Source organism: Bordetella genomosp. 6 (assembly GCF_002119705.1).
GTDB classification, from domain to species: Bacteria; Pseudomonadota; Gammaproteobacteria; order Burkholderiales; family Burkholderiaceae_B; genus Bordetella; species Bordetella bronchiseptica_F.
Window position 1 is genome coordinate 4206479 of record NZ_CP021107.1, and the last position, 24562, is coordinate 4231040.

Below are 24562 nucleotides of genomic sequence, written 5' to 3' on the forward strand. Positions count from 1 at the left end.
CGATGTACAGGAGACTACTTGCCGCAGCCGCGGCAGCAATCGGCGCACTGATGCCGCTGCACGCGTACGCCGACAACTATCCGAGCAAGCCGATCAGCCTGGTGGTGGGGTTTGCCGCCGGCGGCGGCTCCGACGTGCTGACGCGTGCCTTCGCGAAGTACCTCAACGCCGAGATCGGCGTACCGGTCGTGGTCGAGAACCGCCCGGGCGCCGACAGCCTGCTGGCCTCCCAGGCCATCAAGAACGCAAAGCCGGACGGCTACACCATTTACCTGGCCACATCGACGCACGCGGTCAACCCGAGCCTGTTCAGCGAGGCGAAATTCAAGGTCCGCGACGACGTCACGCCGATTTCCATGATCGGCGAAGCGCCGGTCGCGATCGCCATTGCCCCGATGCTGCCGACCCGCACACTGCAGGAATTCATCGACTACGCCAAGGCGCACGACGGGCAACTGAACTACGGCACGTCGGCCAGCAATACCTATCTCGAAACGGCATACATGCTGCGCGCCGCGGGCCTGAACATGCAACGCATCCCCTACAAGGGCGCGGCGCCAGCCAGCGTTGCCCTCATGAGCGGCGAAATACACCTGTTGCTGAGCACGGTGGGCCATCTGGCGCCGCTGGTCCAATCGGGCAAAGTCCGTGCCCTGGCTGTAACCAGCGCCGGGCGCAGTACGCTCATGCCCGACCTGCCCACGACGCGGGAGGCCGGCATGCCGGACTTCATGCCGAACCTGTCCACCGCCAACGATGCCGGCCTGCCCAACGTCACCAGCAGCATCTGGTATGCGCTGTTGGCCCCGCCGGGCGTTCCCGCGGACGTGGTCACGCGCTTGAACCAAAGCACCCAGGCGGTCCTGCGCAATCCCGAGTTCGTCTCGCAGATGGTGACCATGGGCGTGGAGTTGCGCCCATCCTCGCCCGAAGGACTGGGCCAGTTCCTGGAAGCCGAGGAAGCCAAGTGGCAGAAAATCGTCGACGATATCGGGGCCCGGCAATAGGCGCCGTTTCCGGCGGGCGCGTTGCCGGGGTTCGCCGTGGCGGGCGACCCGGCAGCTACTCCTCGCGAACGCTCACGCCGAAGAGATAAATGGTTTTCGCCGCGGACGGGGACAATGAGACATAGATGTCCGCCCGATCGTTGATGGCGCGAAAGCGTCGCTCCGCCGTATACGGCCCCGGCTCCAGCGTCTCGGCAAGTATCGAATTGAGTTTGATATCCCGTCCGATGTCGACGATCTGCAGTTGTGCATCGCCAGGCGCAATCCCCGAGAACGCGATGCGGTAGATCTTGCCTTTCTTCAGTTTCGTCAACCGGACGATATTGGCCGATCTGTAGTACGGTCTGTAATTGCCAACGATGTGAAACAGATACGACACATCGTCATGCCGCCCCGCGCTATTGAGCGTATCCCGGGTCCATTGCAGAAATGCCGCCCGCCCCTCCTCGAGGCTCTGCGCGCCGATTTTCCCCGCGACGACCTTGGTACCCGACATGCGCAGCGGCATGACGAGCGGGACCTTGACGTTCTGTCCCACCGGAACCCCAGCCTCGGCAGTCACGTACGAGTCCAGATCCATGTTGGAATAGTTGAAACGCGACTTGGCGTACAGATCGCCGACCTTGGCATCGCGCGCTGGCGCGCCCTCCTTCGCCGCGGTGTTGACGTATTGCTTGATCGTCTCGGGTGTCAGCATGAAGCGGACTTCTTCCAACGACAATGGTTTATCGCCAAGCCGCTTCGAAAAATACACGCCGAAAGTCGGATCGTACAACGCCCATACGCCAGGCTCGACCTCGGCTTCCACCATGGTGTGATTGCCCTGCTTGGGCAAGTTGTACAGATTGGCGTATCGCGTCCTGATCCCGTACGCGCCCAGCAAGCCCCTCAACACATACGAATAGCCGCCACAGGACGTACGGCACACGTCGAACAGTTCCGTGATGTCCTCTCTGCCGGTATGCGGCAGATCGATACTGCAATGATTGAAAACAGCGTAGTTCAGTATCTTGGCGACTTCGGCCGGCGACTTCTCCCCGAACGGCAACTGCTCGCCATACAATCTCTGCAATAGCCGCTTCGACGGCTCCTGCGTATTCCGGGTCTGAGCGTCGAGGACCGAATTTGCGGGGAGCGCGTCCTGGGTTTGCGCCACGCTGGCCAGCGCCGTGCCGACCAGTGCGGCAGCAATGGCCCACCGTGCATGACTAAAAGACATCACGCTCACGGTCAGACGTTGAACAAGAAGTTCATCACGTCCCCATCCTTGACCACGTACTCCTTGCCTTCGGCGCGCATCTTGCCGGCTTCCTTGGCGCCCTGCTCGCCCTTGCAGGCGATGAAGTCTTCGTAGGCGATGGTCTGGGCGCGGATGAAGCCGCGTTCGAAGTCGGTGTGGATGACGCCGGCGGCCTGCGGCGCGGTGGCGCCGATGGGGATGGTCCAGGCGCGCACTTCCTTCACGCCGGCGGTGAAGTAGGTCTGCAGGCCGAGCAGGGTGAAGGCGCCGCGGATCAGGCGGTTCAGGCCGGGTTCTTCCATGCCCATGTCCGACAGGAAGGCCTGGCGGTCTTCTTCGGGCAGGTCGACGATTTCGGATTCGATGGCCGCGCAGATGGCGACCATGGGTGCGTTGCGCGATTTGGCGAATTCGGCCAGGCGCTCGAGCAGCGGGTTGTCGGTGAAGCCGTCGTCGCTGACGTTGCCCACGTACATGGCGGGCTTGGCGGTGATGAAGCACAGCTGCGCGATCAGGGCCTGCTCTTCGTCGCTGAGGTCCAGGCCGCGCACGGGCTTGGCCTGGTTGAGCTGGGCGATGCATTTCTCCAGCACGGTGACCAGGCGCTGCGCGTCCTTGTCGCCGGAGCGGGCGGTCTTGGAGTGGCGGTGCAGCGCTTTCTCGGCGGTCTGCAGGTCGGCCAGCGCCAATTCGGTCTCGATGACTTCGATGTCGGCGATGGGGTCGACCTTGCCGGCGACGTGGACCACGTTGGGGTCTTCGAAGCAGCGCACCACGTTGACGATGGCGTTGGTTTCGCGGATGTGCGAGAGGAACTGGTTGCCCAGGCCCTCACCCTGGCTGGCGCCGGCCACCAGGCCGGCGATGTCGACGAATTCGACGGTGGCCGGCAGGATGCGCTCGGGCTTGACGATCTCGGCCAGCTTGTCCAGGCGCGGATCGGGCACCTCCACCACGCCCACGTTGGGCTCGATGGTGCAGAACGGGTAGTTCTCGGCGGCGATGCCGGCGCGGGTCAGGGCGTTGAAGAGCGTCGATTTGCCGACATTGGGCAGGCCGACGATGCCGCATTGCAGAGCCATGGAAATCCTGTCTAAGTATGTGTAATCAAAGCGTTAACGGTGCAGTTTACCGCCTGTGGCGGCGCCCTGCCTTCAGGCGCCGGCCGGCATCAGTGTCATCAGCAGCCAGATCATCAGCACCGGACCGCCGTTGAACAGCGCATGCAGCGCGATCGCCGCGCCGATGCCGCGCCGCACCCGTATCCATCCCAGCACCAGGCCGGTGGCCCATTGGGGCAGCACCAGCAGCGGCAGCAGCCACACGGGTGTCTGGCTGAGCGAGAAGTTGTTCAGGTGGACCGCGGCGAAGGTCAGCGCCACCAGATGGAACACCAGTCCGAAGCGGTAGCTGTAGTAGCGGCGCCAGCTGGTGTCCCAGCCGGCGAGCGAAGCGCGCCCGCGGCGCAGCGACAGCCATGCCAGCCATACCGCCAGGGCGACGAGCGCCAGCGTCCAGCCCTGCGCGCCCCACAGGATGGCGGGCAGCACCATGGGGCAGAACCACAGCGCCTGCGCGGGGCGGCGCAGGCCGTAGCGAAACAGCAGTTCCTCGACCAGGGGCGCCCACAGGATGGCGGTCAGCCAGGGGATGTTGGCCGGATCCAGGCGGTGCATGGCGCCGCCGGCGCCGGCCACGGTGACGGCGATGGGGCCGAGCGCGAACAGGTTCAGGGCCCACAGCACCGCGGCCCAGGCCAGCAGGCGCGCGGCGCCGACGCCGGGCCGCCAGTCGCTGGCCCAGCCGCTGCCGGCGCGCCGCCCGGGCAGGCGGCCGCTCAGGGTGGGCCGGCGCAAGAAGCGCCAGCAATCGGCCAGCTCCTGGCGAAACGTCGTGGAGCGCGCCGCGCCCTGCCGCGCCATGGTCATGCCGCTCAAGCCCCGTTGGCGCCGTGCAGCTGGCGCGTGGCCAGCGCGAAGTCGCCGGCCAGCATCGCCGGCACGACGGCGCGGCAACGGTCGATGACCGTATCGATCTGCTGCTGTTCTTCGCGGCGCGGCGGATGCAGGACGAAGTCGGCGACTTGCTGCGCCAGTCCGAGGCTGCGGGGATGGCCGATGCCGATGCGCAGGCGCCAGAAATTGGGGCTGCCCAGCGCCGCCTGGATGTCTCTCAGGCCGTTGTGGCCGGCATGGCCGCCGCCCTGCTTGATCTTGACCTGACCCGGCAGAAGGTCGAGTTCGTCATGCAGCACCAGCACCTGCTCGGGCGCCAGCTTGTAGAAGCGCGCCACCGCGCCGACGGACTGGCCGGAGCGGTTCATGTAGGTGATGGGCTTGAGCAGCACGACGTTCTCGCCCGCGTAGCGCGCCTTGGCGAGCATCCCGAAGAACCCTTTCTCGAGCGCGAACGCGGTGCGCAGGTCGTCGGCCAGGTGGTCGGCGAGCCAGAAACCGGCGTTGTGGCGGGTCGTTTCGTAGTCGGGGCCGGGGTTGCCCAGCCCGACGATCAGGCGAATGGGATCTGACATGGCGGCGTATGCATCGGGACGCGTATTTGTAAAGTACAAAACCCTGCGCATGCAAATCGCATGCGCAGGGTTTCGGGGACGTCGGGCACGAGCCCGCGGCGGACAGCGGCCGCCGCGCCCTGGCGCACTCAGGCGGCAGGTTGCTCGGCGGCAGCGTCGCCTTCTTCAGCGGCACCGCCACCCTTGACGACCGCGGCGGCGATCAGGGGGTTGGTGTCGCCGCCGTGGGCGTTGAACGTCACGCCCTTGGGCAGCTTGATGTCGGCCAGGTGGATCGAACCGCCGCCCAGCAGATCGCCCAGGTTCACTTCGATGAACTGGGGCAGCAGCGCCGGCAGGCAGGTGATGTCCAGTTCGGTCAGCACGTGCGAGATGATCGCGCCGCTCAGCTTGACGGCGGGCGACACCTCGGCGTTGACGAAGTGCAGGGGCACCTTGGTGTGCAGGGCCTGGTTGGCATCGACGCGCTGGAAGTCGACGTGCATGACTTGCGGCTTGTAGGCGTGCCATTGGATCGAACGCAGCAGCACTTCTTCGGTCTTGCCGCCCTCGAGCACCATGTTCAGGATCGACGCGTGGAATTCTTCCTTGCGCAGGGCATGGTAGATCTCGTTGTGATCCAGTTCGATGTTCAGGGGGGCAGCGGTACCGCCGTAGACGATGGCAGGCACGCGGCCCGCGCGGCGCAGGCGGCGGCTCGCACTCGAACCCTGGACGCTACGCGCAGTGGCGTTGAATTTCATGGAAAACTCCAAACAATCTGGCGAATGAATCGCCGGTTAAAACACGCCGCGCGACATGCGCTGCGTGGTTTTTGCACGCCGCCGCGACCAGCGGCGCGCAAATTCGGGAATACGGGCGCCGATCAGTCGGCAAACAGCGAGCTGACCGACTCGGCGTTGGAAATGCGCAGAATGGTCTCGCCCAGCAGCGCGGCGCACGAGAGCTGGCGGATCTTGCCGCAGGCCTGGCCTTGCTCGGACAGCGGGATGGTGTCGGTGACGACCAGCTCGTCCAGCGAGGAAGTCTCGATGCGCTCGATGGCGCCGCCCGACAGCACCGGGTGCGTGCAATACGCGTACACGGCGCCGGCGCCGCGGTCTTTCAGGGCCTGGGCCGCCTTGCACAGCGTGCCGGCGGTGTCGACCATGTCGTCCATGATGATGCAGGTGCGGCCATCGACTTCGCCGATGATGTTCATCACTTCCGACACGTTGGCGCGCGGACGACGCTTGTCGATGATGGCCAGGTCGGCTTCCAGCTGCTTGGCCAGCGCGCGGGCGCGCACCACGCCGCCGATGTCGGGCGACACGACCACCAGGTTCGAGAAATTGCGGCGCCAGATGTCGCCCAGCAGGATCGGACCGGCATAGATGTTGTCGACCGGGATGTCGAAGAAGCCCTGGATCTGGTCGGCGTGCAGGTCCATGGTCAGCACGCGGTCGACGCCGGCGACCTGCAGCATGTTGGCCACGACCTTGGCCGAGATCGCCACGCGCGCCGAGCGCGGCCGGCGATCCTGGCGGGCATAGCCGAAATACGGGATGGCGGCGGTGATGCGGCCGGCCGAGGCGCGGCGCAGGGCATCGACCATCACCATGATTTCCATCAGGTTGTCGTTCGTGGGCGCACAGGTGGGCTGCAGCACGAAGACGTCCTTGCCGCGCACGTTCTCGTTGATCTCGACCATCACCTCGCCATCGGAGAAACGACCGACGGTCATTTTTCCCAGCGACATGTCGAGGTGGTTGACTACGTCCACGGCCAGCCGCGTATTGGCGGTGCCCGTGAAAATCATGAAGCTGTCGTTTGCCATGATGTTGATGCAGTGGTCGGTTTCAGGTCACGTACGAAGGTGCGCGCTGAAAATCTCGTAAAACAAAAAAGCTGCTGAACTGGAGCCAGTGTCTGACGGGCGCGTTCAACAGCTTTTTTATGTATTGGTTTGGCTGGGGAGGAAGGATTCGAACCTTCGCATGCCGGAATCAAAATCCGGTGCCTTAACCAGCTTGGCGACTCCCCAACTAGCTTGCAATCCAGTTCCGCAACGGATGCTCAGTCAATCCAGTACTAGCCTGTACCAACCGGAACCCGGGATGCGTGAGGCTGGTTGTTTTTCCAGCGACGCGCATTGTAGCGGTTATTTCCTCTTGTGCCAAAACCGCTTCCGGCAGGGTGGGAAATTCGGCGAAAAGACACGCCCCAGATCCCGACATCCGAACACGCAAACCGTGCTCGACAAGCCAGCGCACAGACCCTGAAACTTCAGGATACCGCCGCAACACCACCGGCTCCAGATCATTCCTGCCAAAGCAGGAAGTTGGCAAAGCAAGAAAGTCCGCTATTGTGACCGAAGCAGAATCCCTTGTCAAATCGGGGTCGGAAAAAACGGCGGCGGTGGGTACGCCGGCGTCGGGCTGCACCACCAGATAGGCCGCCGGCGGCAGCGCCACGGCCGTCAGGTCTTCGCCCACGCCCTGCGCGAAGGCCGACTGGCCGAAGACGAAGACCGGCACGTCGGCGCCCAGCGGCAGCGCCAGCCGCATCAGCTGGCTGCGCGACAGGCCCGTGCCCCAGAGCCGGTTCAGGGCGATCAGGGTGGTGGCGGCATCGCTCGACCCGCCGCCCAGGCCGCCGCCCTGCGGGATGCGCTTGCGCAGGTCGATCTGCGCGCCCTGGCGGGTACCGGTGGCCTGCTGCAGGCTGCGCGCGGCGCGCACGACCAGGTCGTCGGATTCCGCCACGCCCGGCAGCTCGTACGCGCGGCCGATGGCGCCGTCGGCGCGCGCTTCGAAATGCAGGGTATCGGCCAGGTCGATGAACCGGAACACGGTCTGCAGCAGGTGGTAGCCGTCGGCGCGGCGGCCCACCACGTGCAGAAACAGATTCAACTTGGCGGGTGCGGGTACGTCGTAGAGCGTCACGGCGAAAGCCAGGGCTGGGGATGCCCCTATTCTAGACCGCCGCCCGCCTAGGGCTGGGTGATGACCAGCCGCACCAGGATGCGGCGGCCGGGCTCCTGGCGCTGCAGCACCAGCAGTTGCGGGCCCTGCGCGTCGTAGCGGCTCAGGCGCGCGCTCCAGCCATCCTGCTCGAAGGCCGTGGGGCGGCCCTGCGCGTCGCGCTGCAGGCCATCGGGCGCCGCGCCGGCCATCAGGCGGCCGCGCAGCCAGTCGCGCAGCCCCGTCACCGGCACCGGACTGCCCAGGGCGTCCTCGGCCAGCGCGTCGGGATGCTCGGCCGCCAGGCGTTCGCCGTTGGCGCGCGTCAGGACGGCCATGCCGGGGCGCCCTTCGACGCGCGCCTCGGTCGAGCCCAGCGGATTGGTCAGGTCCAGCAGATAGCTGCCGCCGTCGTCGCGCCACGCGAAACCGCCCTGCACGGCCTGCTGCCTGCCGTCGGATTCCGTGACGGTGATGGCGAACCGGCCCACCCGCGAGAACGCGTCCTCGCCCGCGCCGGCCATGGGCTTGGGCACGCTGACGCAGCCGGCCAACACGGCCAGCAGCAGGAGCAGCGTGAATGCGTGCAGCCAGCGGACGGGCAAGCGCGGCGCCGGGCAGGCGCTCACGGGCGCACCTCCAGGCGGCGCATCGTGTCGAGCAGGGCGTGGTTCTTGGGATCCTTGGCGTAGGCGGTGCGCAGCAGCTCGGTGGCGCTGTCGCGCTCGCCCTGCACCCACAGCACTTCGGCCAGGTGGGCGGCGATGTCGGCCTCGGGACGCAGCGCATAGGCGCGTTTGAGGTATTCGATCGCGGCGGCGGGCTCGCCCATGCGGAATTTGACCCAGCCCATGCTGTCGAGGATGAAGGGGTCCTCGGGCGACAGTTCGAGCGCCTGGGTGATGAGGTCCAGCGCCTCGGGCAGCCGCTGGTTGCGGTCGGCCAGCGTGTAGCCCAGCGCGTTGTAGGCATGGGCATGGTCGGGATCGAGCGCGATGACTTCGCGCAGCAGGCGCTCGAGCTGGTCGATGCGCCCCTGGCGCTCGTACAGCATGGCCAGTTCGTACTTGATCTCGACCGTGTCGGGCATGGCCTTGTCGGCCGCCACCAGGATGGCCACCGCGCGATCGACCTGGTCGGCGTCGCGCAGGATCTGCGCCTTGGTCAGCACGCCCAGCGTGCGCTCTTCGTCATCCTGCGGATCGGCCCGGTCCACCATGGCCAGCGCGTCGTCGATGCGCCCCTGGCGCGCCCGCAGCGTGGCCTGGCGCATGTGCGCCGAATAGCGCATGGCCGGGTCGTCGATGCGGCCCAGCTCGCGGATGGCCTCGTCGTAGCGGCCCTGGTCCTCGGCGATGCGCGAGAGCAGCACATGGGCGTCGGCCGCGGCGGCGCCGGCGTCGGTGGCGCCCGGCGCCGTGGCCATCTGGCGCTGGTTCTGCACGTCGAGGTATTGCTGCAGGTAGCCGCGCGCCTGGTCCAGGCGCCCCGCCTTGTAGGCCAGCTGGGCCTGCATGAACATCAGGTCGAAATCCTCGGGCGAGCGCCGCGCCATCGACTGCAGTTCGGCCAGCGCGCCGTCGTAGTCGCCGCCGTCGGCGATCTGGCCGGCCAGCATCAGGCGCAGCTTGCGCGCGTCCGGATTGCGGCTGATGAAGGCGCGCGCCTGGTGCTGCGCGCGCGTGGCGTCGACCTTGGCGCCATATTCGAGCACGCGCTGCGCGGCGGCCTCGGACCTGGGGTCGGCGGCCAGCGCGGCGTAGGCCTCGCTGGCGGCGCGCGGGTAATCGCCCGCGGCCTGCGCCACGTCGGCCAGCGCCAGGTGGGCGGCGGGCAGCTTGCGGGCGCTGTCGCTGAGCGATTCGTCCAGGATGCGCAGCGCCAGGCGGCGGTCGTTCAGGCGGCTGAGCACGCCCATGGCCTGCACGATGGCCGCCGGCTTGTCGCGCGCGGTGTCGATGCGCTTGCGCAGCGCCGCCGCCAGCCCCGCGGTCTCGCCGTTGGCGGCGGCCAGCGCCAGCTCGGTGGAGCTGGCCTCGATATCGTTGGGCGCCAGGCTGGACCAGGCGCGCGCCGCATCCAGGGCGCCCGGCAGGTTGCCCCCGGCAAGCTGGAACTCCAGCCCGCGGCGGGCCAGACGCGGATCGCCGGTCTCGCGCGCCAGCGTCACCAGCGTGGCGGCGGCGGTGCCGTACATGCCGCGCTGGGCGGCCAGTTCGGCGCCGACGATGCGATAGAAGATGTCGGCGGTAAGCGAGACATAGGGCAATTGCCCCGGCCGCAGGCGGATGACTTCGGTCTCGGGCTGCTTGCTCGGCTGGATCAGGCGCGGGCCGGTGGCATCGCGCGGACGCACCTCGGCGGCCTGCGCAGGTAGGGACTGCAAGCCCGCCAACGCCAGCGCCAGCGCGGCTACTCCGAAATTAATGTGTTTGAGCGACAACTTCACGCGGCCCGTCCGGTTGATGGCACAATCTTCGTACACGCAATTGATGATCTTACACTGGCTCATGCCGGAACTGCCTGAAGTCGAGACCACCCGACGGGGAATCGACACCGTCATAACGGGCCGGACGCTACGCCGCCTGGTCGTGCGCGAAGCGCGCATGCGCTGGCCCATTCCACCCGCCCTGCCCGACCTGCTGGCCGGCCGCACCGTGCTCGAATGCGGGCGGCGCGGCAAATACCTGCTGCTGCGCTTCGACCATGGCGTGCAGATCGTGCACCTGGGCATGTCCGGATCGCTGCGCCGGGTGCCCGAGCAGGAGGCGCCGCGCAAGCACGACCACGTCGACTGGGTTTTCGACCACGCCATCCTGCGGCTGCACGATCCGCGCCGCTTCGGCGCGGTGCTGTGGCACCCCGGCGAGGCCGGCCCGGTCGCCGCCCACCCGCTGCTGGCCCGCCTGGGCATCGAGCCCTTCGACCCGCGCTTTGACGGCCGCTGGCTGCACGCGTACTTCCGCGGGCGCCGGGTCGCCATCAAGCAGGCCCTGCTGGCCGGCGACGCGGTGGTGGGCGTGGGCAACATCTATGCGTCGGAAAGCCTGTTTCGCGCCGGCATAGACCCGCGCACGGCCGCCCAGCGCGTCTCGGCGGCGCGCTGCGACCGGCTGGCGGCCGCCATCCGCGCCACCCTGTCGGACGCGCTGGAGTCCGGCGGCAGCACGCTGCGCGACTACGTCGGCGCCAGCGGCGAGCCGGGCGCCTATTTCGCCATCCACGCCGCCGTCTACGAGCGCGCCGGCCTGCCCTGCCGCGTATGCGGCACGCCGATCCGCCGCCTGGTGCAGGGCCAGCGCGCCACGTATTTCTGTCCGAGCTGCCAGAAGCGCTAGAGAATTCGTCTATAGCAAACGTATTGCACAAAAACAAACGCCGCGCTATATTTCCTTCCACGCATTCGTATAAGTGGAAGGAGCCCACCGTGAGCAAACAATTCGCCTCGCACGCCGACCTCGAAGACAAGGTCGTTTCGTTCGAAAAACTCTCCGACAACGCCTACGCCTATACGGCCGAAGGCGACCCCAACACCGGCATCATCGTCGGCGACGACGCGGTCATGGTGGTCGATACCCAGGCCACCCCCGTCATGGCCCAGGACGTGATCCGCCGCGTGCGCGAAGTCACCGACAAGCCCATCAAGTACATCCTGCTGTCGCATTACCACGCCGTGCGCGTGTTTGGCGCCTCGGCCTACGGCGCCCAGGAAATCCTGGCCAGCCGCGACACCTACGACCTGATCGCCGAACGCGGCGAACAGGACAAGGCCAGCGAAATCGGCCGCTTCCCGCGCCTGTTCCGCAACGTCGAATCGATTCCGCCCGGCCTGGTGTGGCCCACCATGACGTTCAAGGGCGAAATGACGGTCGACCTGGGCAACCTGGAAGTCAGGCTGCTGCAAGTCGGCCGCGGCCATACCAAGGGCGACACCATCGCCTGGCTGCCCGAGCAGAAGATCCTGTTCGCCGGCGACCTGGTCGAGTACCAGTCCACCCCGTACTGCGGCGACTGCTATTTCCGCGAATGGCCGGCCACGCTGGACGCGCTGGCGGGCTTCGCAGCCGAGAAAATGGTCCCGGGCCGCGGCCCGGCGCTCAAGAGCGCCGCCGAAGTGCGCCAGGGCCTGGCCGGCACGCGCGCCTTCCTGACCGACCTGTACGCCGCCGTCAACCGTGGCGTGGCCGATGGCAAGGACCTCAAGACGATTTACCGCGAGGTCTACGATTTCATGAAGCCGCGCTACAGCCAGTGGGTGATCTTCGACCACTGCATGCCGTTCAACGTCTCGCGCGCCTACGACGAGGCGACCGGCTACAACGACCCGCGCATCTGGACCGACAAGCGCGACATCGAGATGTGGAAGCAGCTCGAAGGCTGATCGTCCCGCCGCATCGACGGGCCCGGCCGGCGGCCTCTCCGCCGGCCGCGCGCCCCGCCTGAACAGAAGACCAAGACATACCCGCCACGCAGGAGACAGTCGTGGGAGACATCGATTACCAGGCGATCGAGTTCGCCTATACGAAATGCGCCGACCAGGAGCGCGACACGCCAGCCAGGCACGGCGTGATCGTGGTGGGCGCGGGCCCGGTGGGCCTGACCACGGCGCTGGACCTGGCGCGGCAGGGCCTGCGGGTCGTGCTGCTGGATGACGACTACCGCCTGTCGACCGGCTCGCGCGCGATCTGCTTCGCCAAGCGCACGCTGGAGATCTGGGACCGCCTGGGCGCGGGCCAGCGCATGGTCGACAAGGGCGTCTCGTGGAACGTGGGCAAGGTGTTCTTCCGCGACCAGGAAGTCTGGCGCTTCGACCTGCTACCCGAACCCGGGCACCGGCGCCCGGCCTTCATCAACCTGCAGCAGTATTACGCCGAGGGCTACCTGCACGAACTGGCCAGCGCCCAGCCGGGCATCGAGCTGCGCTGGAAAAGCAAGGTGGTGGGCGTGGCGCAGCAGGCCGACGGCGTGCAGGTCACCGTCGACACGCCCGATGGCGCCTACACCCTGCAGGCCGATTGGCTTGTCGCCTGCGACGGCGCGCGCTCGCCGGTGCGCAAGCTGCTGGGCCTGGAAACCCATGGCCGGGTCTTCAAGGACCGCTTCCTGATCGCCGACGTGAAGATGGCGGCCGACTACCCCGCCGAGCGCTGGTTCTGGTTCGACCCGCCCTTCCATCCCAATCAATCGGTCCTGCTGCACATGCAGCCCGACAACGTCTGGCGCATCGATTTCCAGCTGGGCTGGAACGCCGACCCCGTCGAGGCCGTCAAGCCCGAGAACGTGCTGCCGCGCATCCGCGCCCTGCTGGGCCCGGACGCCCGCTTCGAACTGGAATGGGTGAGCGTCTACACCTTTGCCTGCGAGCGCATGGACCATTTCCGCCATGGGCGCGTGGTGTTCGCCGGCGATTCGGCCCACCGCGTCTCACCGTTCGGCGCGCGCGGCGCCAATAGCGGCGTGCAGGACGCCGAGAACCTGGCCTGGAAGCTGAAGCTGGTGCTGGCGGGCCACGCCCCCGAATCGCTGATCGACAGCTACGCCGCCGAGCGCGAATACGCCGCCGACGAGAATATCCTGAATTCATCGCGCTCGACCGACTTCATCACGCCCAAGAGCGAAGTCAGCCGCACCTTCCGCAACGCCGTGCTCAACCTGGCGCGCCAGCATCCGTTCGCGCGCACGCTGGTCAACAGCGGCCGCCTGTCGGTGCCCGCCGCCTACGCAGACTCGCCGCTGAACACGCCCGACAGCGACCCCTTTGCCGGCACGATGCGTCCGGGCGCCGTGGCGCTGGACGCGCCCGTGCGGGTGGACGCGCAACCCGGCTGGTGGCTGTCCCAGCTCGATGGCGAGTTCGCGCTGGCGCTGTTCTGCGGCGCGGAGACGCCGCGGGCCGATATGCTGGACGCGCTGCGGGCGCTGCGCCAGGACGAGGTGCCCGTGCAAGCCATCCTGGTCCGCGGCGCGGATGCCGCGCCGGCCGCCCCGCCCGACGGGGTGCGCGTGGTCGAGGACAGCGAAGGCTGGCTGGCTCGCCGCTATGACGCCCGGCCCGGCACCTGCTACCTGATCCGCCCCGACCAACACATTGCGGCGCGCTTTCGCGCCTTCGACGCCCAGGCCGTCCGGCGGGCGCTGGCGCGCGCCATCGGCCGCGCGTAAAGGAGCCCATCATGCCCCTGATCACCACGCCCAACCTGGCGGGCCCCGACAATTTCTACGAAGCGCTGATCGACACTCACCGCGACCTCAGCGACGAGCAGAGCCGCGAGCTGAACGCGGCGTTGATCCTGCTGCTGGCCAACCATATCGGCGACATGGCGGTGCTGCGCGAAGCCCTGGAGCACGCGCGCCAGTCCGTCGTCGCCCCGCCGGCGGCCTGAGCCCGCCGTTCAGGGCGCGTCGGCGAACGCCTGCACGATCAGCGCGCGCAGCCACTGGCTGCCGCTGTCGCGCTGGAAGCGCCGGTGCCAGTACAGGTTGGTCTGCAGGGTGGGCATGCGCAAGGGCGGCGTCAGCAGGCCCAGGCCGAAATGCGGGGCGGCGCTGGCCGCCAGTTTCTGCGGCACCGTGGCCAGCAGGTCGGTGGTGCTGACGATGTACGGCACCGCCGCGAAATGCGGCACGCTGAAATGTTCGCCCAGCGCCACGCCGGCGCGCTCCAGCGATTGGTTCACCTGTCCGTAGGGCGTGGCGTGCGACACCACCAGATGGTGCGCGGCCCGGAACGCCTTCAGGCTCATGCCCTCGTGCGCGCTGGGATGGCCCTGGCGATACAGCGTGGCGTAACCCTGGCGAAACAGCATGCGCTGCATGACGGCGCCGCCCAGGTCGGCGAACGCGCCGATCGCCAGGTCGACCCGTCCGGCGTCCATCTCGCGCTGCAGGTCGGCGCCCTGCAGACGCAGCGAATCGATGCGCACGCCCGGCGCATGGCGCGCGCACTGGTCCATCAGGCGCGGCATGAAATGGATTTCCCCGACGTCCGACATGGCAATGCGAAAGCGCCGCGTGCTGGCCCGCGGGTCGAAGTCCTGGGTGGCGTCCAGCGCATGCGACAGCAGCGCCAGCGCCTCGCCCACCGGCCCGCCCAGACGCTCGGCATGCGGCGTGGGCTGCATGCCCTGCGCCGTGCGCACGAACAGATCGTCGCCGCAGGCCGCGCGCAGGCGCCGCAGCGCGTTGCTGACCGCCGGCTGCGACAGGTCGAGCTGGCGCGCCACCGCGGAGATGCTGCGCTCCTGCAGCAGGCGCTGGAAGATCACCAGCAGGTTGAGATCGATGTTGCGCAGTTCCGCCATGGAGCACCATTATTCACGAAAGTTATAGCCACTATTTTTGCATTCCCGTAGCCATAGCGGGCAATTTTGCGCAGAATGGCTCGAACGCGCTTTTTCCACGGCCGCTTTCCGCGCGCCGCCACGACGAAAAAAAGCCCGGACGGCCATCGCGCCGAACCAGGCCGCACCGCCAGGAGGCATCCATGTCCTTGCAATACCAGACCGGCTTCGGCAACGCCTGCGCCACCGAGGCCCTGCCCGGCGCCCTGCCCGCCGGCCGCAATTCGCCGCAGATCTGTCCCTACGGCCTGTACGCCGAACAACTGTCCGGCACGGCCTTCACCGCCCCGCGCGCCGAAAACCGCCGTTCCTGGCTGTATCGCATCCGTCCGGGCGTGCAGCACCTGCCGTTCGCGCCGTTTGCCGGCGCACAGCGCTGGCTGAGCGACTTCGGCCGCCAGCCGGTCACGCCCAACCAGTTGCGCTGGAGCCCGCTGCCGATTCCGGACGCGCCCACCGATTTCATCGATGGCATGCACACCTGGGGCGGCAACGGCGGCCCCGAGGAGCAAAGCGGCGTGGGCATCCACCTGTACGCGGCCAACCGCTCGATGCAGGGGCGCTTCTTCTACAACGCCGACGGCGAAATGCTGATCGTGCCGCAGCAGGGCCGCCTGCGCCTGGCCACCGAGCTGGGCCTGATCGACATCGAACCCTATGAAATCGCCGTCGTCCCGCGCGGCGTGCGCCTGCGCGTCGAACTGCTCGACGACGTGGCGCGCGGCTACGTGCTGGAGAACTTCGGCACGGCGATGCGCCTGCCCGAACTGGGCCCCATCGGCTCGAACTGCCTGGCCAACGCGCGCGACTTCCAGATCCCGGTGGCCTGGTACGAAGACGTCGAGGGCGATTTCGAGCTCATCGCCAAGTTCACCGGCGGCTTCTGGCGCGCGCCGATCACCCATTCGCCGCTGAACGTGGTGGCCTGGCACGGCACGCACGCGCCCTACAAGTACGACCTGCGCAACTTCAACACGGTCGGTTCGATCAGCTACGACCACCCCGATCCCTCGATCTTCACCGTGCTGACGTCGCCCTCGGACACCCCGGGCACGGCGAACATGGATTTCGCCATCTTCCCGCCGCGCATCCTGGCGATGGAGAACACCTTCCGTCCGCCCTGGTTCCACCGCAATGTCGCCAGCGAGTTCATGGGCCTGATCCACGGCGTCTACGACGCCAAGGCCGAGGGCTTCGCGCCGGGCGGCGCCAGCCTGCACAACTGCATGAGCGGCCATGGCCCGGACGCCGATACCTTCGAGAAAGCCAGCCATGCCGATACCAGCCAGGCGCATTACATTCGCGATACCATGGCCTTCATGTTCGAGACGCGCCGCGTGATCCGCCCCACGGCGCAGGCCCTGGCTTCGCCCCAGCGCCAGGATGACTACTATCAGTGCTGGCAGGGGTTGCAGAAGCACTTCAACCCCGAACAGGCCTGAGCCCGACGCCCCGGCGCCGGCATGCAGCGGCGATGAGCGCGATGCTCATCGCCGCTGGGCATTGCGGCCCGGCCATTTTCCGATTCAGAAGCAGAGACAAGCAGCCATGAGCAAGCTCAACGAAACCCACGATCCAGCCCTGCAAAGCTGGGTTGCCAGCGCCAACGCCGCCGACACCTCGTTCCCGATCCAGAACCTGCCGTACGCCGCGTTCCGCCGCAAGGGTACGCAGGAACCGTTCCGCCCCGGCGTGGCGATCGGCGAGGCCATCGTCGACCTGGCGGCGCTGGCCGCCCAGGCGCCGTTCGACGGCGCCGCCGCGGCCGCGCTGGCCGCCTGCCAGGGCGAACGGCTCAACGCGCTGATGGCGCTCGACCAGGCGCACTGGAGCGCGCTGCGCCTGGCGCTGTCGCGCGCGCTGCGCGCGGGCTCGGCCCTGCAGGCGCGCATCGAGCCGCTGCTGGTGGCGCAGGCCGAAGCCGAGTACACCACGCCGGCGCACATCGGCGACTACACCGACTTCTATATCTCGGTGCACCACGCCACCGCCGTGGGCAAGCAGTTCCGCCCGGACAACCCCCTGCTGCCCAACTACAAGTGGGTGCCCATCGGCTATCACGGCCGCGCCTCCAGCATCGGCGTGGACCAGCGCTTTGCGCGTCCGGTCGGCCAGACCCGTCCGGCGGCCGAAGGCCAGGCGCCGCAGTTCGGCCCGTGCCAGCGGCTGGACTACGAACTGGAGCTGGGCATCTTCGTGGGCCGCGGCAACGCGCAGGGCGAGCGCATCGCGCTGGGCGAGGCCGAGTCGCACGTGTTCGGCCTGTGCATCCTGAACGACTGGTCGGCGCGCGACATCCAGGCCTGGGAATACCAGCCGCTGGGGCCCTTCCTGGCCAAGAACTTCGCCTCCACGATTTCGCCCTGGATCGTCACGCTGGAAGCGCTGGAGCCTTTCCGCACCGCCTGGACGCGCGACGCCGCCGACCCGCAGCCGCTGCCGTACCTGGAATCGGCCGAGAATCGCGCGCACGGCGCGTTCGACGTGCAGATGGAAGTGCTGATCTCGACCGAGCAATCGCGCGCCAGGCAGGCGCAGCCGGCGCTGCTGTCGCGCAGCAACTTCCGCGACGCCTACTGGAACGTCGCGCAGCTCGTGGCCCATCACACGGTCAACGGCTGCAACCTGCAACCCGGCGACATGATGGGCACCGGCACGCTGTCCGGCCCGCAGGCCTCCGAGGCCGGCTCGCTGCTGGAGCTGACCAACGGCGGCAAGCAGCCGCTCGACCTGCCCTGGGGCGAGCAGCGCACCTTCCTGCAGGACGGCGACCAGATCATCATGCGCGCCGAATGCAGCAAGCCCGGCTATCCCCGCATCGGCTTCGGCGACTGCGTGGGAACGGTGCTGGCGGCCAGGTAATTTCCTCCGGTGCCTGGCTCCCCAGGCACCCTCTCCCGCGGGCCCACAACGCCCCACAGGTGCCAGGCTCCGGCTAACTTCCTCCGGTGCCTGGCTCCCCAGTCACCATCTCCCGCCAGCCCACAACGCCCCACGGGTGCCGAAGGTGCCTGTCCCAATCGGGACAGGCACCCGTTTTGCTCTTGCGGCCCTACTTCGGCAGCTTGTAGCGCTCTTCGCGATATGCCCAGCTGGGCCACAGGGCGAAGGCCAGCGCCTCGTCGCGCAACGCCGGATCGATGTCGATGGGCGCGTATTTCTCGTCGCTCATGGACGCCGCCGCCGTATAGCGGTACTCGCGCGGATCCTTGCCCGGCTCGATGACCAGCAGCGAATCGCCCTTCAGGTAGCCGAAGTTGTCGCCGTACTGCATGATGGCCCGGTTGGGGTCGCGCTGGGTCAGGTCGGCGCCCAGCATGGGGTTGACGTTGTCCAGGCCGATCAGCGACAGCAGGGTCGGGCCCATGTCGATCTGGCTCACGATGCGATCGTCGCTGCGCGGCGCCACCGTGCCGCCCAGGATCAGCGCCGGGATCTGGAAATGGCGCACCGGCACGAGGTTGGCGCCATACACGCGCGAATCGTGGTCGGCGATCACCAGGAACACCGTGTTGTCCCAGTACGGCGCCTTTCTGGCCTTGTCGAAGAACTGGCCCATGGCCCAGTCGGCGTAGCGCACGGTGTTGTCCACCGAGGCGGGGTCGCCCACCGGCTTGATGCGCCCTTCCGGATATTCCCACGGCGAATGATTGCTGACGGAGAAGGCCAGCGTGAAGGTGGACTTGCCGTCGTCGGCGCGCAGCAGGCGATCGAGCTGGTTGAACATGTCCTCGTCGGACGCGCCCCAGGACCCCACGAACACCGGATCGACGAACGACTGGCGATCGATCACCTCGTTGAAGCCGTTGCCCAGGAAGAAGCCGCGCATGTTGTCGAAATGCGCCTCGCCGCCGTAGATGAAACGCGAATGGAAGCCGTGGCGGCCCAGCAGGTCGGCCAGGGTGAAGAAGCCGGTCTGCGAGCGCGGCAGCTTCAGCACCGCCTCGGCGACGGTGGGCAGGAAACCCGCCGTGACCGCCTCCAGGCCGCGCACCGAGCGCGTGCCGGTGGCATAGGCGCGGTTGAACATCCAGCCGTCCTTGGCCAGGCGGTCCAGCTGGGGCGTGAGGTCGCGTCCGCCCAGGCTGCCCACGTACTGCGCGCCCAGGCTTTCCTGCAGGATGATCACCAGGTTGAGCGGCTTGTCGCGGCGCACGGTGGCGGTCTGCTTGTGCAGGCTGGGATAGCGGGCATCCAGCGGCGGATCCTCCAGCCCGGCCACCGCCCGCACGACGCGGTTCATCTCCTCGGTTTTCATGGGTGGATACAAGGCGGCCGACGAGCGCTCGTCCTGCAGGCGATAGGCCGCGTCCAGCACATTGCCCAGCGAATTGAGCGGCAGCGTGTTGACCATGGCGTCGCTGCTGAAGGCCACCATGGCGGCGTTGATGGGCCGGTGCTGCAGGGTGCCGCGCGCGGCCAGCACCACCACGGCCAGCACCGCCAGGGTGACGAAGGGACGCTTCCACCACTTCATGAAACCGTCCTGGCGGCCGGTGGGAAACAGCCGCACGGCCAGCCAGGCGGCCAGCACCAGCACCACGAAGGCGGCCAGCAGCACGCCCTTGTAGCCTTCCCACAGCATGGAGGCGACTTCGCGCGGATGCACCAGGTACTCGAAATACAGGCGGTTGGGCCGGGTGTCGTATTCGGCGATGAACTGCGGCGTGGATACTTCCAGCAACACAAACAGCATCCACCAGACGCGATACCACCATGCCGTGACGGTGGCGGCCCAGGCGCGGTGCCCGAACCACGGCGCCAGCACGGCCGGCAGCGCCAGGACCAGGGCCAGCAGGCGCAGGTCCATGCGCAGGCCACCGAGCATGATGGGGCCCAGGCCGCCGGCGGCCTGGACGCGGTCCCATTGCCAGGCGGACAGGCCCAGCCGGCTGAGCGTCAGCAGGACCAGGATGGCGATCGCGAAACGTATGGTCAGCCTGCGCACGGGATTCCTCGTCGGCGGCGGGCGGGCCGGGGCCTCGTCCGCCTCGTTGCAAAAAAAGACGCGCAAGCATACCTGTTGGGCGTCAAATCGATGTCAAATTTTGTGAAGCCAACAACCGTCCACCAGATGGACGAATACGATCCGGATCAGGTAAAGCGCAGCACGAACCGCGTGCCGCGCGCCGGGCCGTCGCGCTCGGAGTCGACCGAAAGCCGCCAGCCCTGCATGTCGCACACGCGCTTGGCGATGGCCAGCCCCAGGCCGCGCGGCAATTCGTGCGAGCCGTTGTCGGCGGTGTCGCGCAGCCGCCCGCTGTAGAAGCGCTGGAAGACGAACGGCAGCTCTTCGGCGGCAATGCCGCGGCCGTCGTCGCGCAATTCGAGGGCGCCATCGGGGCGCAGCGCCGCCGTGAGCGTGGCCGGCGCCGCGTGTTCGATGGCGTTGCGCACCAGGTTGCGCAGCACGGTCAGCATGGCGTAGCGGTCCAGCACGTGCTCGCTGCCGGCCGGAATGCGGTTGGCGAACGCCAGGCCGGCCGCTTCGGCGTTGAGCTCCAGCCCGCGCCAGGCGTCATCCATGCAGGCGGCCAGATCGACGCGTTCGGGCGCGCGCGGCTCGTCGCGCGCCATGGCGCGGGCGCTCTCCAGCGCCGCCGACACGTTGTCCACGTTGGCCACGATGCGCCCCAGCCGGGTGCGCTGGCCCGCGTCCAGCGTGGCGGCCAGCAGCATCATCTCGCTGTCGGAGCGGATGGCCGCCAGCGGCGTACGCACCTCGTGGCTGAGGTTGACCGAAAATTCGCGTTCGCGCGCTATCGAGCGGTCGACCTGGTTCTGCACCCGGTTGAACGCCTCGACCAGGCGGCCCGCCTCGTCGTCGCGGGTGACGGCCAGGTCGGGCGCGCCCGGCGCCCAGTTGGCCAGGCGGCGGGTCAGCTCGACCAGCGGGCCGACCGCCACCCCGGCCACCCGCCGCGAGATGCCATAGGCGGCCACGATGCAGATGGCGCCCACGCCCAGCACGAACAGGCCGAAATCATGGACCCGGGCCTCGTTGTCGGTGGCGTCGTAGAGCACGTAGATGCGCGCGCCCTCCACCTCGGCCACCATGACGTGCCAGGTTTCGGCGCCGGGTTCGAGCAGATGCATGCCGACGCCCAGGCCGTGCAGCGCCTGCGGCAGGTCGGGCTGCGCGGCGCCCGTGCGCACCAGCCAGGCGCGCATCGCGCCGCCCAGTTCGCGCGCGCCGCGCTCGGGCAGGAAGTGGTCGTCGGCGGCCACGTGCTGGATCAGGCGGTCGGTCTCGGTGGACAGGATGTCGTTGACGAGATCGTCTTCCATCTTGTCGAACGTCAGGTACGACAGCAGCACCAGGGCGGTGACGAACAGCGCCACGCTGCCGGTCAATGCCCACACGACGCGCTGCGTCAGCGACCCCGCGCCATTGCCGGAAACGGGCAGCGAACTCATGCGCCACCCGCCGGCAGCGCCAGTCGCCAGCCCGTTCCGTGCACGGTTTCGATGCCGTCGAACCCGGCATCGGCCAGCGCGCGCCGCAGCAGGTGCACCTGGCTGCGCAGGGCGTCCGACGATGGCGGGTCGTCGCCCCACAGGGCGGTTTCGAGCTGCTCGCGCGAGACCACCCGGCCGGGATCGCGCAGCAGCGCCTCGACGATCATGCCGCACTTGCGGGTGAGGTGCACCGGTTTGCCATGCACCGCGACCTCGCGCGTGGCGCTGTCGAATTGCAGGGGACCGAAGCTGCGCAGGCTGTCGACCACGGCGCCGCGGGACCGCTGGATCAGGGCCAGCAGGCGCGCCTCGACCTCGGCCAGCGCGAACGGCTTGGTCAGGTAGTCGTCGGCGCCATGCGCGAAACCGGCCAGCTTGTCGTCCAGCCCGTCGCGGGCGGTGAGCATCAGCACCGGCAAGGCGGCGCGCCGCTCGACGCGCAGCGCGTGCAGCACGGCATGGCCATCCATGCCAGGCAATCCGACATCCAGCACCATGGCGTCGAAACCATGTTCGTCCAGCAAGGCCAGCGCCGAGCGGCCGTCATAGGCGGCGTCCGGCACGAAGCCGCGCACCTGCAGGTAGTCGTACAGATTGGCCGCGATGGTGAGATCGTCCTCGACGATCAGTACGCGGTAATGCCGGTTGGCGGGCGCGGCGGTCATGGCGGCGGGGCGCGTCAGGCCTGCAGGACCTTGCCGGGATTGAGCAGGCCGCGCGGATCGAGCGCCGTCTTGAGCCGCTTCATCAGGGCCAGTTCGACGGCGCTCTTGTAGCGCGGCAACTCATCGCGCTTGAGCTGCCCCACGCCATGCTCGGCGCTGATCGAGCCCGCGAACGCCTGCACGCTGTCGTGCACCACGTCATACACTCGCGACTGCAGCGCCAGCAGGTCGGCCTCGGTCTGGCCCGGCCCGCGCGCCACGTTGTAATGCAGGTTGCCATCGCCCAGGTGGCCGAAGATCACGTTGCGCACCCCGGGGAAACGCGCCTGCAGCAAGCCATTGGTCTGGTGCACGAAGGCGGCGATGGCGGAGATGGGTATGGACACATCGTGCTTGATCGACTTGCCCAGCTCGGCCTCGGCCAACGGGATGCTCTCGCGCAGGTGCCAGAGCGCCTGGCTTTGCGCCAGGTTCTCGGCGATGGCCGCGTCGGCGACCAGCCCGTCCTCGATGGCCGCGCCCACCACTGCCTCGAAGCGCGCCCGGGCATGCTCTTCGCTTTCGCTGTCGGACAGCTCCAGCAGGGCGAACCAGGGCGCTTGCGCGCTGGCGCCGTCGAACGGCAGGCGCTGTTGCGGAAACAGCCGGGTGACGGCCTGCAGGCAATCGGCCGCCATGAGCTCGAAGCCGGTGAGCGAGGCGCCGAAGCCGCCGCGCGCGCGCGACAGCACCTCGACCGCCGCGTCGATGCTGTCGAGCGCCAGCAAGGCGGTGCAGGTCGCCACCGGCAAGGGAAACAGCTTGAGCGTGGCGGCGGTGATGATGCCCAGCGTGCCTTCGCTGCCTACGTACAGGTCGCGCAAATCGTAGCCGGTGTTGTCCTTGCGCAGGCCGCGCAGGCCGTTCCAGATTTCGCCTTCGGCGGTCACCACCTCCAGGCCCAGCGTCAGTTCGCGCGCATTGCCGTAGCGCAGCACCTGCGTACCGCCCGCGTTGGTGGCCAGGTTGCCGCCGATGGTGCAGCTGCCCTCGGCGGCCAGGCTGAGCGGAAACAGCCGGCCGGCCTGCTCGGCCGCCTGCTGCACGGCCTGCAGCACGCAGCCGGCTTCCACCGTGATCGTGTCGTTGTCGGTATCGATGGCGCGCACGCGGTTCAGGCGCGTGGTGGACAGCACCACGGCGCTGCCGCTGTCGTCCGGCGTGGCCCCGCCGCACAGGCCGGTGTTGCCGCCCTGCGGCACCAGCGGGGCGCCGTGCGCCTGGCACAGCCGGACCACCGCCGCGACTTCCTCGGCGCTGCCGGGGCGAACCACGGCCAGCGCGCGGCCGCGATAGCGCCGGCGCCAGTCCAGCAGGAACGGCTCGGCGTCGTCGCCGGTCAGCACATGGGACGGGCCCAGCAGGGCCTGCAATTCGCTTGGCAAGGTCATGGTTCGGCGCGCTCGCTGCGGCGGGCCCCGCCGGGGCCCGCGATACGGAATCGACTTATTGTAGTGGCACGCGGCCAGGGCCGGCTCGCCGCTCAGCTGGCTATGCGGTCCAGTTGCGAGCCGGTCAGGCCCGAGCAGAAGGCGGGCGACGCGATGCGGTCCATCAGGAAGGCGCGGTCGGCCTGGACCAGGCCGGGCAGCTTGGCCAGCGCCTGGTAGGCGCGCCGCAGCGCCTCGCCCCGGGTCGCGCCGTAGGTAAGCAGGTGCGCGCCGCGCCGCCCGCTGTCGGCGCAGGCGCTGATGCGCACTTCGAGCGCGTGGCCGCCGGAAGCGGCATCGGCCGCCGGCTCGCCTTGCTGCAGGCCGCACAGGCGCGCCTCGATCATGCGGAACATGCCCGTGCCCACGTCCAGCGAGAACACGACCGTGCCGATGCCGCACCAGCCGCGATCGCGGGCGATGCGCACCGCCACGCCGCGCAGGGTTTCCTCCAGGCGGGCGGACAGGCGCGGCGCGGGGCATTCGGCGATCAGCACCCGCGCGGCGCGCCAGACGCAGCGCTCCCAGGCACGGCCAGCCTCGACGCTGCCGTCGACGCCCGCGTGCACGGGGATATCCAGCCGGCGCTCGCCGCCGGCTGCCAGGTCGACCCGGCCGGGCGCCATGCGCCGGCGTGTCGAGACGAACGAAATATCGGCGCTCATCGGCCACCTCCCGTTCAAGTTCGTCAATAACGATAAGCGTATCACCTTCTGGCTCATGCAATTTTCGTGCCGTGCTTATTCCTACGCCGCGCCGGCGATGCGCGCCCTCGCCGGGGGCCTGGACGGCACCGCGCCGAGGCCGGGCGCACCGGAATCGGGCATGGCGCGGGGGGACGGGGCCGAAATCGGGGATAATTCCGGTCATGGCCGGCCGGCGGCCGGCGGACACAACCCGCGGCGGACTT

22 protein-coding genes and 1 tRNA gene are annotated in these 24562 nt (G+C 68.4%); 7 read left to right on the top strand and 16 right to left on the bottom strand.

All coding sequences use genetic code 11. The annotated features are described in order from the left end of the window. Window positions 1-2: 2 nt before the first annotated feature. Window positions 3-1007: a tripartite tricarboxylate transporter substrate binding protein gene (locus CAL11_RS19815; RefSeq protein ID WP_086094639.1), complete on the top strand. Its 1005-nt coding sequence runs from the start codon at window positions 3-5 to the stop codon at window positions 1005-1007. A 55-nt stretch (window positions 1008-1062) separates the two neighbouring features. Here CAL11_RS19815 and CAL11_RS19820 read toward each other — a convergent pair whose 3' ends face one another. From CAL11_RS19820 to CAL11_RS19865, 10 genes are all read right to left on the bottom strand, one after another. Next, window positions 1063-2226 carry a transglutaminase-like domain-containing protein gene (locus CAL11_RS19820; RefSeq protein ID WP_244172961.1) on the bottom strand — a complete coding sequence of 388 codons (1164 nt, stop codon included), beginning with the start codon at window positions 2224-2226 and terminating at the stop codon, window positions 1063-1065. Between the two features lie 11 nt (window positions 2227-2237). Further along, complete coding sequence (ychF, locus tag CAL11_RS19825; RefSeq protein ID WP_003808511.1) at window positions 2238-3329, bottom strand: redox-regulated ATPase YchF; 1092 nt, start codon at window positions 3327-3329, stop codon at window positions 2238-2240. A gap of 72 nt (window positions 3330-3401) precedes the next feature. Then, window positions 3402-4184 carry a CPBP family glutamic-type intramembrane protease gene (locus tag CAL11_RS19830; protein ID WP_086093969.1) on the bottom strand — a complete coding sequence of 261 codons (783 nt, stop codon included), beginning with the start codon at window positions 4182-4184 and terminating at the stop codon, window positions 3402-3404. Next, window positions 4181-4777, bottom strand: a complete 597-nt coding sequence (pth, locus tag CAL11_RS19835; RefSeq protein ID WP_167382539.1) for an aminoacyl-tRNA hydrolase — start codon at window positions 4775-4777, stop codon at window positions 4181-4183. The genes CAL11_RS19830 and pth overlap by 4 nt, the downstream gene beginning before the upstream one ends. 128 nt (window positions 4778-4905) lie before the next feature. Beyond that, window positions 4906-5520 carry a 50S ribosomal protein L25/general stress protein Ctc gene (locus CAL11_RS19840; protein WP_033456100.1) on the bottom strand — a complete coding sequence of 205 codons (615 nt, stop codon included), beginning with the start codon at window positions 5518-5520 and terminating at the stop codon, window positions 4906-4908. Between the two features lie 122 nt (window positions 5521-5642). After that, entirely contained in the window at window positions 5643-6593 is a 951-nt protein-coding gene (locus CAL11_RS19845) for a ribose-phosphate pyrophosphokinase (RefSeq protein WP_033446928.1), read from the bottom strand. A gap of 130 nt (window positions 6594-6723) precedes the next feature. Further along, window positions 6724-6800 (bottom strand) — tRNA-Gln (locus CAL11_RS19850). Between the two features lies 1 nt (window position 6801). After that, window positions 6802-7701: a 4-(cytidine 5'-diphospho)-2-C-methyl-D-erythritol kinase gene (gene ispE / locus CAL11_RS19855; RefSeq protein ID WP_086093971.1), complete on the bottom strand. Its 900-nt coding sequence runs from the start codon at window positions 7699-7701 to the stop codon at window positions 6802-6804. Between the two features lie 47 nt (window positions 7702-7748). After that, entirely contained in the window at window positions 7749-8348 is a 600-nt protein-coding gene (lolB, locus tag CAL11_RS19860) for a lipoprotein insertase outer membrane protein LolB (RefSeq protein ID WP_033466453.1), read from the bottom strand. Then, on the bottom strand, window positions 8345-10231 hold the full coding sequence (locus tag CAL11_RS19865; protein WP_033466455.1) for a tetratricopeptide repeat protein: 1887 nt from the start codon (window positions 10229-10231) through the stop codon (window positions 8345-8347). The genes lolB and CAL11_RS19865 overlap by 4 nt, the downstream gene beginning before the upstream one ends. Here CAL11_RS19865 and mutM point away from each other — a divergent pair. The 4 genes from mutM (at window position 10230) to CAL11_RS19885 (ending at window position 14102) form a co-directional block, all read left to right on the top strand. Then, complete coding sequence (gene mutM / locus CAL11_RS19870) at window positions 10230-11057, top strand: bifunctional DNA-formamidopyrimidine glycosylase/DNA-(apurinic or apyrimidinic site) lyase (RefSeq protein ID WP_086093972.1); 828 nt, start codon at window positions 10230-10232, stop codon at window positions 11055-11057. The two genes, CAL11_RS19865 and mutM, sit on opposite strands and share 2 nt — an antisense overlap. Before the next feature lie 89 nt (window positions 11058-11146). Then, window positions 11147-12100 (top strand): MBL fold metallo-hydrolase, encoded by a 954-nt coding sequence (locus CAL11_RS19875; RefSeq protein WP_033466459.1) that lies wholly within the window; start codon window positions 11147-11149, stop codon window positions 12098-12100. Window positions 12101-12201: 101 nt separating this feature from the next. Continuing rightward, window positions 12202-13881 (top strand): FAD-dependent oxidoreductase, encoded by a 1680-nt coding sequence (locus CAL11_RS19880; protein WP_086093973.1) that lies wholly within the window; start codon window positions 12202-12204, stop codon window positions 13879-13881. Between the two features lie 11 nt (window positions 13882-13892). Continuing rightward, window positions 13893-14102 carry a DUF2783 domain-containing protein gene (locus CAL11_RS19885; RefSeq protein ID WP_086093974.1) on the top strand — a complete coding sequence of 70 codons (210 nt, stop codon included), beginning with the start codon at window positions 13893-13895 and terminating at the stop codon, window positions 14100-14102. A 9-nt stretch (window positions 14103-14111) separates the two neighbouring features. Here CAL11_RS19885 and CAL11_RS19890 read toward each other — a convergent pair whose 3' ends face one another. Beyond that, complete coding sequence (locus CAL11_RS19890; protein ID WP_086093975.1) at window positions 14112-15020, bottom strand: LysR family transcriptional regulator; 909 nt, start codon at window positions 15018-15020, stop codon at window positions 14112-14114. A gap of 182 nt (window positions 15021-15202) precedes the next feature. Between CAL11_RS19890 and hmgA the strand changes: the two genes are divergently transcribed. Next, window positions 15203-16501: a homogentisate 1,2-dioxygenase gene (hmgA, locus tag CAL11_RS19895; RefSeq protein ID WP_033466467.1), complete on the top strand. Its 1299-nt coding sequence runs from the start codon at window positions 15203-15205 to the stop codon at window positions 16499-16501. Between the two features lie 106 nt (window positions 16502-16607). Further along, complete coding sequence (gene fahA / locus CAL11_RS19900; protein ID WP_086093976.1) at window positions 16608-17921, top strand: fumarylacetoacetase; 1314 nt, start codon at window positions 16608-16610, stop codon at window positions 17919-17921. A gap of 190 nt (window positions 17922-18111) precedes the next feature. Here fahA and CAL11_RS19905 read toward each other — a convergent pair whose 3' ends face one another. The 5 genes from CAL11_RS19905 to CAL11_RS19925 form a co-directional block, all read right to left on the bottom strand. Further along, entirely contained in the window at window positions 18112-20073 is a 1962-nt protein-coding gene (locus tag CAL11_RS19905; protein ID WP_086093977.1) for an LTA synthase family protein, read from the bottom strand. A gap of 80 nt (window positions 20074-20153) precedes the next feature. Further along, the gene (locus CAL11_RS19910; protein ID WP_086093978.1) at window positions 20154-21476 is read right to left on the bottom strand and encodes a sensor histidine kinase; all 1323 of its coding nucleotides are present in this window, start codon (window positions 21474-21476) and stop codon (window positions 20154-20156) included. Further along, window positions 21473-22183 (bottom strand): response regulator transcription factor, encoded by a 711-nt coding sequence (locus CAL11_RS19915; RefSeq protein ID WP_086093979.1) that lies wholly within the window; start codon window positions 22181-22183, stop codon window positions 21473-21475. The genes CAL11_RS19910 and CAL11_RS19915 overlap by 4 nt, the downstream gene beginning before the upstream one ends. Window positions 22184-22197: 14 nt before the next feature. After that, entirely contained in the window at window positions 22198-23613 is a 1416-nt protein-coding gene (locus tag CAL11_RS19920; protein ID WP_068925021.1) for an FAD-binding oxidoreductase, read from the bottom strand. A gap of 92 nt (window positions 23614-23705) precedes the next feature. Beyond that, window positions 23706-24317: a BPTD_3102 family carboxylase-like protein gene (locus tag CAL11_RS19925; RefSeq protein WP_086093980.1), complete on the bottom strand. Its 612-nt coding sequence runs from the start codon at window positions 24315-24317 to the stop codon at window positions 23706-23708. Between the last annotated feature and the right edge of the window lie 245 nt (window positions 24318-24562).